Here is a 13,228-nt window from a genome sequence, read left to right as displayed (position 1 = left end):
GTGTGACGCCGTGCACTGAAGACGGGCCCTGGGGACGAGCTCAGCCCTGGACGGGCGGCTGTGCCTGGGCGATCCGCCGCAGTACGTCCGGCCGGACGATCACCAGGGCGCGGCGGCCGGTGATCACGACCCCGCGCTCGCGGAGCTCCTTGAGCTCCCGCTGGACCATTTCGCGGGAGGCCCCGACGGCTCCGGCGAGCTCTTCCTTGGTGAGCGGAACAGACAGCTCCACGCCGGTGGGGCCGGGGCGGCCGTGGGTCCGGGACAGGTCCAGGAGCAGGACGGCCAGGCGCTCGCGCACGCTCAACGAAGCGAACTCCAGGCGGCGCTGGTCGGCGGCCCGGGTGCGGTCGGAGGTGAGGGCGAGCAGCTGGAGGGCGGCCGCGGGGACGGCGGCGAGGAACGCGCGGAAGGACTCGTGGTCGACGGCCACGGCCCGGACCGGCTCCAGCGCGGTCACCGTGGCGGACCGGACGCGCCGGGTCAGGGCGGCCGACTCCCCGAGGATGTCGCCGGGCCCGCGCAGGGCCAGCAGCGCCTGGTAGCCGTTGGGGGCGACGGCCGTCACCTTGGTCCAGCCGTGCAGGATCAGCAGGATGTGCGACGAGGGTTCGTGCTGGTGGATCAGCCGGTCGCGCGGCGCGAAGGCCAGCTCACGGCCGAGCGCCCGTAACGCCGTGCCGTCCTCGTTCTCCAGCCGGGCCAGGAAGGGGACGCGGTCGTCCAGCCCTCCGTCGCCCGGGAGGTCTTGCCCCGCCATGCGGCCCCCCGATCCATCAGGGCGGTCAATGTACTGACCGGGGGCCGCGCGTAGATCCGGAACCACGGGATTGATGCCGGACGGTCACGGACAGTGCCGTTACGAGCCCGCTCTGCGGCGGCGCAGGCCGGTCACCGTGACCGAGGCCAGGGCCAGCAGGGCCAGGGTGGCGGCGGCCAGACCCGGGGTGAACCCCTTGGGCGTGAAGGTGCAGGAGACCTTGTCCGTGCCGGGGGAGAGCGGCAGCGAGACCAGGCCGTGGAAGTCGCGCACCGGGGCGGAGCACTGCCAGCCGGGAACGTCCGTCATCGCGAAGACCGCGGTGCCGGTGGCGCCCTGGGGGAGGGTGGCCTCGATGGTGTGGCCGCCGGCCTTGACCCGGGTGGCGCCGGTGGCCTTCAGGTGGGCGATCGTCTGGTCGAGTGCGGCGCGGTCCAGGCAGCCGAGCGGGTGCTCCCCGGCGGTCGCGCCCTCGGTACGGGTCTTCACGGTGACGTCGACCCGGCCCGAGGCGGGCACCCGGCCCAGCGGGACCACCCCGGTCATCTGGTCCTCCAGCGGCCGCTCGGTACCCCCGGCCAGGAGGGTTCCGTACAGGGCGGGGGAGTACCAGTAGGCCTCGGAGCCGGGCCTGCACGTGGCGGCGTAGGTCTGCTCGTCGGCGCCGCCCCCGCGCGTGACCGGCGGGACCTCGTAGACGGTGGCGCCCAGGACGTTCTCCTGGCGGGCGTAGACGCTGCCCGCCGGGTTGGGCGAGGTGTACGGGCCGCTGCGCACGGTGACCAGCGGCGGCGCCGGGAACTTTGAGCCCGTCCAGGTGCCCGGGGCGGTCCCGGGGCGGACCCGCGCGCCGATCGAGAAGATCGCGTCGAGCGCCGGGTTGTCGGCGCCGAAGAAGGTCCGGCCGTCGTTCTTGAAGCCGTACCCGAGGGGCTCCAGCGCCCGGTACGTCGCCTCCGGGAGGTAGCTGCTGTAGTACTGCGGGCCCTCCGACCGGAGCGCGAGAGCGTCGTTGTACGAGGTCTGCGGCGCGCCGGAGTCGGTCCGGTACGCGGGCCAGCCCTCCACGCCCCGGACGGCGTCGAAGTGCTCGTTGATCGACTTGCTGGTGGTCGCCGTCGGCTTCGCCCAGCGCTCGCGGGCCCGGCGGGCGTCCGCGCCGGCCGCGGCCACCGTGGACTCGGCGAAGACGACACCGACCATCAGGACGGCCGCCACGGGAAGGAGCGCGCGCCGCTTCTCGCCCAGCGCGAGCAGGACCAGGGCCAGCAGGGAGACGGCCCCGCCGCCGAGCACGGCCGGCCAGGTCCAGCCGCCGAAGTCGTCCGTGTGCCGGAGCGCGAAGGTGGCCGCCACCAGCAGCGCCGCGACCAGGGCCAGGTGCAGCGGGCGCGGCCGGTGGGCCAGCGCCAGCCAGGCCACGATGACCACCATCCCGCTGAAGACGAACGCCTCGCGGTACGGGTTGCCGTTCGGCACCGCGAGCCCGTGCCACGCGTACTGCGTGGGCGGGAACTGGAACGAGACGACGACGAGCAGGGTCGCGGCCGCCCACACCAGGCGGGTCTTCTTCGCGATGGCGGTGTTGAAGAGGAAGGTCCCGGCCAGGATCAGACCGAGCGAGGCGACGTAGAGGCGCGGGCGGCCGCCCCACAGGTGGGTGGCCGGGAGCATGCCCGCGAGGAAGATCTCGATCCGGACCGGGTCGAAGGCGGCGGCCTGGGTGGGCTGCGCCGAGCCGCTCGACAGGAAGGACGGCAGGAGCAGGGGGAGGGTGAGCAGTATCCCGGTCGCGGCGGCTGTCGCGGCCCGCCACAGCGCGCGCAGCTTCCCCCGGACCCCGTCCGTCGTGTCGCGGGTGATCAGGCGGATGGCGAGCAGTACGCAGGCCGCCATCGTGGCCATCATCGCGGTGTAGAAGTTCCCGTACCAGGCGAGCGCGACGAGCAGGGCCGCGCCCGGCCAGCGGCGCCCCTCCAGGCACCACTCCACGGCGATGCCGAGCATCGGGAGGGCGACCAGGCCCCACAGCCACATGGGGATGTACGAGGCGTCGCTGAGGGCCCAGCCGCACAGGCCGTAACAGGCGCCGAGCACGCCGCGCTGCCACCAGGGGCCGGGCTGCAGCTTGCCGAGGTACACCGTCATCAGGGCGGCGGCGGTGCCCATCGTGATCGGGGTGATCGCGAAGACGGCGAGGTCGACGTGAGCTCGCGGGACCAGGACGACCAGCCACGAGAAGGGGTTGCCGAGGTACGTGTGGTAGTCGGACAGGAACTGCTGTCCGAAGCCGCCGCGCCAGGTGAAGAGCAGGTCACCGGCGGCCTGCCCGTGCACCAGGTCCCACAGCGCGCGGTGGAAGGGCACGTACTGGTTGGCCTGGTCGTTGATGGCCCGGCCGGTGTTGCCGAAGGGGAAGGTGCCGCGGGCCACCCAGGCCGCGCAGAAGGCGCCCGAGGTGACGAGGAAGGCGAGCAGGGGCCCGTACAGACGCGCGAGGCGCGGACGGCCTCGGCCTCGGCGGCGGGGCGAGGAGAGGTCGTGGCCGCCGTCGGGGGGCGGGGTGTCCGCCGTCGTCGGCTCCGAGGTGACCGTCCCCAATGTCCCGCTCCCTGATGGTCGTGCCGTTTGGGCTGAATCGCTCGGCAGTTTATTCGCCGGGCCGGTGCCGGGCCGCCCGCCGGGTCCCGGGCCGGGGCTCGCGCATACGCTCGTACGGTGGGGGACCGGTGGGCGGACCGGCCGGCGCACGGGCGCTGACCTGGCCGTCCCTACCACGCCCCGACCACATCCGCGAGTCGGTGGGGCCGCACGGGGGTGTCGCCCATGCGGCGCACGGGTCGTTACGATCTACGGGCGCCCGCGCCGGGGCTTTTGTTTTGACCGGAGTGGATGCGGTAGGTACGCTCAGACCTTGTGCCTGGGGTGTGCCTGGGCTCCCGTGCGTGTCCATCAACCGCAGGAGAGCCCGTATCGGCCACCGCGATCCATGCGTTTCCGTGCTTGCGCGGAGGTCCGCCGGATCCGACACACCCGACCGCGTGGGTCGGCAAATGTTCCAGGTTAGCTTCACTAACGGCACACAGAAACCGGAGAAGTAGTGCCTACGATCCAGCAGCTGGTCCGTAAGGGCCGGCAGGACAAGGTCGAGAAGACAAAGACCCCCGCGCTTGAGGCTTCGCCCCAGCGTCGCGGCGTCTGCACGCGTGTGTTCACGACCACCCCGAAGAAGCCGAACTCGGCGCTGCGTAAGGTCGCGCGTGTGCGTCTGACCTCTGGCATCGAGGTCACCGCCTACATTCCGGGTGAGGGACACAACCTGCAGGAGCACTCGATCGTGCTCGTGCGTGGTGGCCGTGTGAAGGACCTGCCGGGTGTTCGTTACAAGATCATCCGCGGTGCGCTTGACACCCAGGCTGTCAAGAACCGCAAGCAGGCCCGCAGCCGCTACGGCGCCAAGAAGGAGAAGTAAGAATGCCTCGTAAGGGCCCCGCCCCGAAGCGCCCGGTCATCATCGACCCGGTCTACGCATCTCCTCTGGTGACGTCGCTCATCAACAAGCTCCTCCTGAACGGCAAGCGCTCCACCGCCGAGCGCATCGTTTACGGCGCCATGGAAGGCCTCCGCGAGAAGACCGGCGCTGACCCGGTCATCACGCTGAAGCGCGCGCTGGAGAACGTCAAGCCGTCGCTCGAGGTCAAGTCCCGCCGTGTCGGTGGCGCCACCTACCAGGTGCCGATCGAGGTCAAGCCTGGTCGCGCCTCCACCCTCGCGCTGCGCTGGGTCGTGGGTTACTCCCGCGCCCGCCGCGAGAAGACCATGACCGAGCGCCTCATGAACGAGCTGCTCGACGCCTCGAACGGTCTTGGCGCTGCCGTCAAGAAGCGTGAGGACACGCACAAGATGGCCGAGTCCAACAAGGCCTTCGCGCACTACCGCTGGTAGTCCCAACCCACATCGAGACCGAGAGAAGACTGAGCCGAGATGGCTACCACTTCGCTTGACCTGGCCAAGGTGCGCAACATCGGCATCATGGCTCACATCGACGCGGGCAAGACGACCACCACCGAGCGCATCCTGTTCTACACCGGTGTGTCTTACAAGATCGGTGAAGTCCACGACGGCGCTGCCACGATGGACTGGATGGAGCAGGAGCAGGAGCGCGGCATCACGATCACGTCCGCCGCGACGACCTGTCACTGGCCGCTCGAGGACGTCGACCACACCATCAACATCATCGACACCCCGGGTCACGTGGACTTCACCGTCGAGGTGGAGCGTTCGCTCCGCGTCCTCGACGGTGCCGTCACCGTGTTCGACGGTGTCGCCGGTGTGGAGCCGCAGTCCGAGACCGTTTGGCGTCAGGCGGACCGCTACGGCGTGCCGCGTATCTGCTTCGTCAACAAGCTGGACCGCACCGGCGCCGAGTTCCACCGCTGCGTCGACATGATCAAGGACCGCCTCGGTGCGGTTCCGATCGTCATGCAGCTCCCCATCGGTGCCGAGATGGACTTCCAGGGCGTTGTCGACCTGGTCACCATGAAGGCGCTCGTCTGGTCCGCCGAGGCGACCAAGGGCGAGATGTACGACATCGTCGACATCCCGGCCACGCACACCGAGGCTGCTGAAGAGTGGCGCGGCAAGCTGGTCGAGACCGTCGCCGAGAACGACGACGAGATCATGGAGCTCTTCCTGAACGGCGACGAGCCGTCCGTGGAGCAGCTGCACGCCGCCGTCCGTCGCATCATCCTCGGCTCCGGCAAGGGCAAGGGCGAGCCCACGATCACCGCGGTGTTCTGTGGCACGGCGTTCAAGAACAAGGGCGTTCAGCCCCTGCTCGACGCCGTCGTCCGCTACCTGCCGTCGCCGCTGGACATCGAGGCCATCGAGGGCCACGACGTCCGCGACGCCGAGGTTGTCGTGAAGCGCAAGCCTTCCGACGAGGAGCCCCTCGCGGCTCTGGCGTTCAAGATCATGCGCGACCCGCACCTCGGGAAGCTCACCTTCGTCCGGGTTTACTCGGGCCGCCTGGAGGCCGGCACTGCGGTGCTGAACTCCGTCAAGGGCAAGAAGGAGCGCATCGGCAAGATCTACCGCATGCACGCCAACAAGCGTGAAGAGATCGCCGCGGTGGGCGCCGGTGACATCGTCGCCGTCATGGGCCTGAAGCAGACCACCACCGGTGAGACGCTGTGTGACGACAAGCAGCCCGTGATCCTGGAGTCCATGGACTTCCCGGCTCCGGTCATCCAGGTCGCCATCGAGCCCAAGTCCAAGGGTGACCAGGAGAAGCTGGGTGTCGCCATCCAGAGTCTCGCGGAGGAGGACCCCTCCTTCCACGTTCACTCGGACGAGGAGACCGGCCAGACCATCCTCGGCGGTATGGGCGAGCTGCACCTCGAGGTGCTGGTCGACCGTATGAAGCGCGAGTTCAAGGTCGAGGCCAACGTCGGCAAGCCGCAGGTCGCGTACCGCGAGACGATCCGCAAGACCGTCGAGCGTCACGACTACACCCACAAGAAGCAGACCGGTGGTACCGGTCAGTTCGCCAAGGTGCAGATCGCGATCGAGCCGATCACCGAGTCGGACGGCCCGGCGTACGAGTTCGTGAACAAGGTCACCGGTGGCCGCATCCCGAGGGAGTACATCCCCTCGGTCGACGCCGGTGCGCAGGAAGCCATGCAGTTCGGCATCCTGGCCGGCTACGAGATGACCGGCGTCCGCGTCATTCTTCTCGACGGTGGCTACCACGAGGTCGACTCCTCCGAGCTCGCCTTCAAGATCGCCGGTTCGCAGGCCTTCAAGGAGGCCGCGCGCAAGGCTTCGCCCGTACTGCTCGAGCCGATGATGTCCGTTGAGGTCACCACGCCCGAGGAGTCCATGGGTGACGTGATCGGCGACATCAACTCCCGCCGTGGCCAGATCCAGGCCATGGAGGAGCGTCACGGCGCTCGTCTCGTGAAAGGCCTCGTGCCGCTTTCGGAGATGTTCGGCTACGTCGGAGACCTCCGCAGCAAGACCTCGGGTCGCGCCAGCTACTCGATGCAGTTCGACTCCTACGCCGAGGTTCCCCGGAACGTCGCTGAGGAGATCATCGCGAAGGCCAAGGGCGAGTAACTCTTCCGAGTACACGCTTTAGGCTTGTCACCGGAGCCTCTGGGGCAACAGGAATAACCTTCCTTTGCCCCGGAGGACCGGCTTTCCAGCAAAGATCACCTGGCGCCGATGAGTAAGGCGTACAGAACCACTCTCCAGGAGGACCCCGTGGCGAAGGCGAAGTTCGAGCGGACTAAGCCGCACGTCAACATCGGCACCATCGGTCACATTGACCACGGTAAGACGACCCTCACGGCCGCCATTACCAAGGTGCTGCACGACGCGTACCCGGACCTGAACGAGGCCTCGGCCTTCGACCAGATCGACAAGGCTCCTGAGGAGCGCCAGCGCGGTATCACCATCTCCATCGCGCACGTCGAGTACCAGACCGAGGCGCGTCACTACGCCCACGTCGACTGCCCGGGTCACGCTGACTACATCAAGAACATGATCACCGGTGCCGCGCAGATGGACGGCGCGATCCTCGTGGTCGCCGCCACCGACGGCCCGATGCCGCAGACCAAGGAGCACGTGCTCCTGGCCCGCCAGGTCGGCGTCCCCTACATCGTCGTCGCCCTGAACAAGGCCGACATGGTGGACGACGAGGAGATCCTGGAGCTCGTCGAGCTCGAGGTCCGTGAGCTGCTCTCCGAGTACGACTTCCCGGGCGACGACCTGCCGGTCGTCCGCGTCTCCGCGCTGAAGGCCCTCGAGGGCGACAAGGAGTGGGGCGAGAAGCTTCTCGGCCTCATGTCCGCCGTCGACGAGGCCATCCCGACCCCGCCGCGTGACACCGAGAAGCCGTTCCTCATGCCCGTCGAGGACGTCTTCACGATCACCGGTCGCGGTACGGTCGTCACCGGCCGTATCGAGCGTGGTGTCCTGAAGGTCAACGAGACCGTCGACATCATCGGTATCAAGGAAGAGAAGACCACCACCACGGTCACCGGTATCGAGATGTTCCGCAAGCTGCTCGACGAGGGCCAGGCCGGCGAGAACGTCGGTCTGCTCCTCCGTGGCATCAAGCGCGAGGACGTCGAGCGCGGCCAGGTCATCATCAAGCCGGGTTCGGTCACTCCCCACAAGGAGTTCGAGGCCCAGGCGTACATCCTGTCGAAGGACGAGGGTGGCCGTCACACCCCCTTCTTCAACAACTACCGTCCGCAGTTCTACTTCCGTACCACGGACGTCACGGGTGTCGTCACCCTGCCGGCCGGCACGGAGATGGTCATGCCGGGCGACAACACCGAGATGACGGTCGCGCTGATCCAGCCGGTCGCCATGGAGGAGGGCCTGAAGTTCGCCATCCGTGAGGGTGGTCGTACCGTGGGCGCCGGCCAGGTCACCAAGATCACGGCCTAGTTCCGTGCTCTGACCTGGTAGCTCGTTCTTCGAGCACCAAGTTGCACTGAAGGGCCCCGGCCCACCGCTTCGGCGGTGGGGCGGGGCCCTTCGGCGTTGGGCGTTCCGCTCCGGCGGTACGAGCTCCGGTCGTAAGAGCTCCGGTGGTACGAGCTCCGGTGGTACGCGAAGAGGGCCGCACCCCCGACAGGGGTGCGGCCCTCTTCTTCCGTACGGGCGGAGGCCGGTCAGCTCACGCGGAGCGACTCGGTGAACTCCTTGCAGGCGGCGTAGTCGGGCAGCAGCCCGGACGCGATCGCGTCGGCCAGCGACGGGGCGGCCTCGTCGCGGGCGGACAGCAGCGGGACGTCGGCCGGCCACTCGATGCCGAGGTCGGCGTCGAGGGGGTGAACCGAGTGCTCGCCGGTCGGGTTGTACGTCTCCGAGCAGAGGTACGAGAGCGTCGCGTCGTCGCTCAGCGCGCAGAACCCGTGGCCGAGGCCCTCGGGGATGTAGACCGCGCGGCGGTCCACGTCGTCCAGGCGGACGCCTTCCCACTTCCCGAAGGTGGGGGAGCCGACCCGGAGGTCGACGATGACGTCGAGCACGGCGCCGCGCACGCAGGTCACGTACTTGGCCTGGCCGCGCGGTACGTCGGCGAAGTGGATGCCGCGGACCACGCCCGTGGAGGAGACCGAGAGGTTCGCCTGCGCCAGGTTCAGCGGGTGGCCGACCACCTCGGCCAGCCGGTCGAAGCGGTACCACTCGGTGAAGAGGCCGCGCGGGTCGCCGTGCAGCTGCGGGGTGACCTCGAAGACGCCCTCGATGGAGAGTTCGCGGAACTTCATCGGGCGGCCTCCTCGTCGAGCAGGGCCAGCAGGTAGGTGCCGTAACCGCTCTTGGTGAGGGGCTCCGCGAGCGCGCGCAGCTGCGCGGAATCGATCAGGCCGGCCCGCCAGGCCGCCTCCTCGATGCAGCCGATCTTGAAGCCCTGACGCTCCTCGATCACCCGGACGAACTCGGAGGCCTGCACCATCGAGACGAAGGTGCCGGTGTCCAGCCACGCGGTACCGCGGTCGAGGATGGTGACGTTCAGCTCACCGGCCTGGAGGTACGCGTCGTTGACGGCGGTGATCTCCAGTTCGCCGCGGGCGCTGGGCTTCAGGCCGCGGGCGATCTCGACGACCTGGTTGTCGTAGAAGTACAGGCCCGGCACCGCGTAGCGGGACTTGGGCTGGACCGGCTTCTCCTCGATGGAGATGGCCTGGCCCTTCTCGTCGAACTCCACCACGCCGTACGCCGTCGGGTCCGCCACCGGGTACGCGAACACCCGGCCGCCCTTGGCGTCGGTGTGCTGGGCCAGGCGCGTGCCGAGGCCGCTGCCGTGGAAGATGTTGTCGCCGAGGATGAGCGCGACGGACTCGTCACCGATGAAGTCGGCGCCGAGGACGAAGGCCTGGGCGATGCCCTCCGGACGCTCCTGGACGGCGTACTCCAGCCGCAGGCCGAACTGCGAACCGTCGCCGAGCAGCCGCTCGAACTGGTCGCGGTCTTCCGGAGTGGTGATGATCAGGATCTCGTTGATACCCGCCATCACCAGGGTGGAAAGGGGGTAGTAGATCATCGGCTTGTCGAAGACGGGCAGCAACTGCTTCGAGACTGCCCGTGTCAGCGGCCAGAGTCGGGATCCGGTACCACCGGCCAAGAGGATTCCACGCATGGGTGAACCCTATGCGAGAGGGCGTGGGAGAGCCGAGCCCAGGGAATGTGACGTTCGGCGGGCGGCTAGACTCTTCGTATTATGCGCATCCTCGTGACCGGCGGCGCCGGCTTCATCGGTTCAGAATTCGTCCGCCAGCAGCTCGGTGCAGATGCCTCGGCCCGGATCACGGTCTTCGACAAGCTGACCTATTCCGGAGTCGAAGAGAATCTGGCGCCGGTCGCGGATCACCCCGGATACACCTTCGTCAAGGGCGACATCTGCGACGCGGAGGCCGTCGACCAGGTGATGGCCGGCCACGACGTGGTCGTGCACTTCGCCGCCGAGTCCCACGTGGACCGCTCCATCGCCGGAGCCGGCCCCTTCGTGATGACCAACGTGGTGGGCACCCAGGTCCTGCTGGACGCCGCCCGCAAGCACGGCGTCGGCCGCTTCGTCCACATCTCCACGGACGAGGTCTACGGCTCGATCAGCGAGGGCTCCTGGACGGAGGAGTGGCCGCTGGTGCCGAACTCCCCGTACTCCGCCTCGAAGGCGTCGTCCGACCTGCTGGCGCTGGCCTACCACCGCACCCACGGCATGGACGTGGTGGTCACCCGCTGCTCCAACAACTACGGGCACTACCAGTTCCCGGAGAAGGTCATCCCGCTGTTCGTCTCCAACCTGATGGACGGCAAGAAGGTCCCGCTGTACGGCAACGGCGGCAACGTCCGCGACTGGCTGCACGTCTCCGACCACTGCCGCGGCATCGACCTGGCCATGCGCAAGGGCCGCGCCGGCGAGGTCTACAACATCGGCGGCGGCACCGAGCTCACCAACAAGGAGCTCACCGGCGTCCTGCTGGAGGCCGCGGGCCTCGGCTGGGAGATGGTCGAGCGGGTCGAGGACCGCAAGGGCCACGACCTCCGCTACTCCATCGACATCAGCAAGATCGGCGCCGAGCTCGGCTACGCCCCGCAGGTCACCTTCGAGGACGGCATCAAGGCCACCATCGAGTGGTACCGCGAGAACCGTGCCTGGTGGGAGCCCCTCAAGGTGAAGGCGGCCCTGCAGAAGTGACCGCCTACCCCGTGCCCACGCGCTGGCTCGTCACCGGTGCCGCCGGGATGCTCGGCCAGGACGTCCTGGCCGTCCTGAAGCGCGCCGGGATCGAAGCGGTGGGCCTGCGCCGCGGCGACCTCGACATCACCGACCCGGCAGCCGTCCGGGCCGCCGTCGAGGGCGCCGCCGTGGTCGTCAACTGCGCCGCCTGGACCGACGTGGACGGCGCCGAGACCGCCGAGGAAGCCGCCACCGCCGTCAACGGCACCGGCGTACGCGTCCTCGCCGAGGCCTGCGCCGCCGCCCACGTGCGCCTGCTGCACGTCTCCACCGACTACGTGCTGCCCGGCGACGCCTCGCAGCCGTACCCGGAGGACGCCGAGACCGGCCCGGTCAACGCCTACGGGCGCTCCAAGCTGGTCGGCGAGCAGGCCGTGGCCGAACTGCTGCCGCAGGACGGCTACGTGGTCCGCACCGCCTGGCTGTACGGCGAGCACGGGCCGAACTTCGTCGCCACCATGCTGAAGCTGGCCGCCCAGCGGGACACCCTCGACGTGGTCGACGACCAGCACGGCCAGCCCACCTGGTCCTACGCGCTGGCCCGCCACCTGGTCGAGCTCGGCCAGGCCGCGCTGAAGGGCTGGGCCATGGGCGGGATCTACCACGGCACCGCGAGCGGCCGGACCACCTGGATGGGACTGGCCCGCGAGACCTACCGGCTGAGCGGGCTCGACCCCGAGCGGATCCGGCCCACCACCTCCGAGGCGTTCGTGCGCCCCGCCGTCCGCCCCGCCTTCAGCGTGCTCGCGCACGACCACTGGGACGAGGCCGGCCTGGCCCCGCTGCCCGACTGGCGGGAGCAGCTCGCCGAGGCCCTCCGCACCCCGGTCTTCTCCGCACTGGCCGCCCGGGCCCGGGACGGCCGTACGGGATGAAAACCCTGCTGAACAAGCTGACCGCGGCGCTGCCGCCGGGCACCGTCGCGGTGGCCGGCGGCACCGTCGTGCTCGGCGCGGCCTCCTACGTCCACCTGGGCGTGGCCGGCCACAGCCTGTCCAAGGACGCCTTGGCGAACGTCTCCGTGCTGTGGACGATCGTGATGTCCATCGGCATCGGCGTCTTCTTCCCCATCGAGCAGGAGCTCACCCGGATCGTCTCCGCGCGGGTGGTCCTGGGCCACGGCGCCGCTCCCGTCCTGCGCCGGGCCACCCTGCTGACCGGGGCGATCCTCGGCGCGACCCTGCTCGTACTGGGCCTCGGCGCGGGCCCGATCGCCGACCTGCTGTTCGAGGGCGACCGCGCCCTGGTGGCCGCGCTCGGTGGTGCCTTCGCCGGCATGGCCGTCTGCTACCTCACCCGCGGCGTGCTGGCCGGCCTCGGCCGGTTCGGCGCGTACGGCACCCAGCTCGCCGTCGACGGCGGCCTGCGGATCGTGCTCGCGGCCGGCTGCGCCGTGTTCGGGCTGCACTCCGCTCTCGCCTTCAGCCTGGTCCTGGCCGTCGCACCCGTCATCGCCACGCTGGTCACCCTGCCGACGCTGCTGCGCGCCGTCGGCCCCGGTGAACCGATCGCCTGGCGGGAGCTGTACAGCGGACTGGGCCTGCTCATCTGCGCGACCCTGCTGTCCCAGCTGGTCGTCAACGCCGCGGTGATGAGCACCAAGCTGCTGGCCCCCACCGACAGCGCCCTGATCGGCGCCCTGCTCAGCGCGCTGGTCCTGGCCCGGGTGCCGCTCTTCGTCTTCGGCTCGCTCCAGGCCTCGCTGCTCAGCGGCCTCACCGCCGCCTTCACGGCCGGCGACCGGGCCGCGTTCTGGGCGATGCTGCGCCGGATCGCAGCGGTCGTCGGCGCGCTCGGCCTGCTCGGCGGCGTACCCGCCACCGTGCTCGGCCCCTGGCTGATCGAGGTGCTCTTCAACGCCAAGGAGCCGGTGCTCGACCGCTTCGACTTCTTCCTGATGTCCGCGGGCACCGTGGCGTACATGTTCGCGATGGTCCTCGGACAGGCGCTCATGGTATTCAAGCGACACAACCTGCAACTGCTCTGCTGGGCCCTCGGTACCGCGGTCCTGGTGGGCATCACCCTGATTCCGGGCGATGTGGCCGTGCGCGTGATCGTTGCCTACGCTCTCGGCTCGCTCGCCACCGTGCTCGCTATGCTGGCTGCGCTGAGGCTGAGCTTCCCCGGAGCGGCTGCTGTAGCCACCGAAGAGCCCGGGCAGGTGGCCGACACAGGCAGCCTGGGCGTGGGCGCGGTCGGCAAATGACCAC

11 protein-coding genes are annotated in these 13,228 nt (G+C 69.5%); 7 read left to right on the top strand and 4 right to left on the bottom strand.

Annotation, left to right across the window (positions count from 1 at the left end; translation table 11 throughout):
• Nucleotides 1–40: 40 nt before the first annotated feature.
• Nucleotides 41–760 carry a Crp/Fnr family transcriptional regulator gene (locus tag OHA89_RS16145; RefSeq protein ID WP_266608200.1) on the bottom strand — a complete coding sequence of 240 codons (720 nt, stop codon included), beginning with the start codon at nt 758–760 and terminating at the stop codon, nt 41–43.
• A gap of 99 nt (nt 761–859) precedes the next feature.
• Nucleotides 860–3,361, bottom strand: a complete 2,502-nt coding sequence (locus OHA89_RS16140; RefSeq protein WP_406366452.1) for a YfhO family protein — start codon at nt 3,359–3,361, stop codon at nt 860–862.
• A 499-nt stretch (nt 3,362–3,860) separates the two neighbouring features.
• On the opposite strand from OHA89_RS16140, the gene rpsL reads away from it, so the two are divergent.
• From rpsL to tuf, 4 genes are all read left to right on the top strand, one after another.
• The gene (gene rpsL / locus OHA89_RS16135) at nt 3,861–4,232 is read left to right on the top strand and encodes a 30S ribosomal protein S12 (RefSeq protein ID WP_007265893.1); all 372 of its coding nucleotides are present in this window, start codon (nt 3,861–3,863) and stop codon (nt 4,230–4,232) included.
• Between the two features lie 2 nt (nt 4,233–4,234).
• Complete coding sequence (gene rpsG, locus OHA89_RS16130) at nt 4,235–4,705, top strand: 30S ribosomal protein S7 (RefSeq protein WP_215144016.1); 471 nt, start codon at nt 4,235–4,237, stop codon at nt 4,703–4,705.
• A gap of 39 nt (nt 4,706–4,744) precedes the next feature.
• The gene (fusA, locus tag OHA89_RS16125; protein ID WP_266608196.1) at nt 4,745–6,877 is read left to right on the top strand and encodes an elongation factor G; all 2,133 of its coding nucleotides are present in this window, start codon (nt 4,745–4,747) and stop codon (nt 6,875–6,877) included.
• Between the two features lie 147 nt (nt 6,878–7,024).
• The gene (gene tuf / locus OHA89_RS16120) at nt 7,025–8,218 is read left to right on the top strand and encodes an elongation factor Tu (RefSeq protein ID WP_215144011.1); all 1,194 of its coding nucleotides are present in this window, start codon (nt 7,025–7,027) and stop codon (nt 8,216–8,218) included.
• 227 nt (nt 8,219–8,445) lie between these two features.
• Here the strand turns inward: tuf and rfbC are convergent, their stop codons facing one another.
• Entirely contained in the window at nt 8,446–9,045 is a 600-nt protein-coding gene (gene rfbC, locus OHA89_RS16115) for a dTDP-4-dehydrorhamnose 3,5-epimerase (RefSeq protein WP_215144009.1), read from the bottom strand.
• Entirely contained in the window at nt 9,042–9,917 is an 876-nt protein-coding gene (gene rfbA / locus OHA89_RS16110; protein ID WP_215144007.1) for a glucose-1-phosphate thymidylyltransferase RfbA, read from the bottom strand. Before rfbA ends, rfbC begins: the two co-directional genes overlap by 4 nt.
• Nucleotides 9,918–9,998: 81 nt before the next feature.
• Here rfbA and rfbB point away from each other — a divergent pair, with 81 nt between their 5' ends.
• Genes rfbB through OHA89_RS16095 form a run of 3 tightly spaced genes read left to right on the top strand, consistent with a single transcriptional unit; the run spans nt 9,999 to nt 13,224 of the window.
• On the top strand, nt 9,999–10,976 hold the full coding sequence (gene rfbB / locus OHA89_RS16105) for a dTDP-glucose 4,6-dehydratase (RefSeq protein WP_257554812.1): 978 nt from the start codon (nt 9,999–10,001) through the stop codon (nt 10,974–10,976).
• A gap of 47 nt (nt 10,977–11,023) precedes the next feature.
• Nucleotides 11,024–11,893: a dTDP-4-dehydrorhamnose reductase gene (gene rfbD / locus OHA89_RS16100; RefSeq protein ID WP_406368509.1), complete on the top strand. Its 870-nt coding sequence runs from the start codon at nt 11,024–11,026 to the stop codon at nt 11,891–11,893.
• Complete coding sequence (locus tag OHA89_RS16095) at nt 11,890–13,224, top strand: lipopolysaccharide biosynthesis protein (RefSeq protein ID WP_266608191.1); 1,335 nt, start codon at nt 11,890–11,892, stop codon at nt 13,222–13,224. Before rfbD ends, OHA89_RS16095 begins: the two co-directional genes overlap by 4 nt.
• Nucleotides 13,225–13,228: the final 4 nt, after the last annotated feature.

The sequence above is a fragment of the Streptomyces sp. NBC_01546 genome (assembly GCF_045208355.1).
In the GTDB taxonomy this organism is placed as follows: Bacteria; Actinomycetota; Actinomycetes; order Streptomycetales; family Streptomycetaceae; genus Streptomyces.
This window is presented reverse-complemented; position numbering and strand designations above follow the sequence as displayed.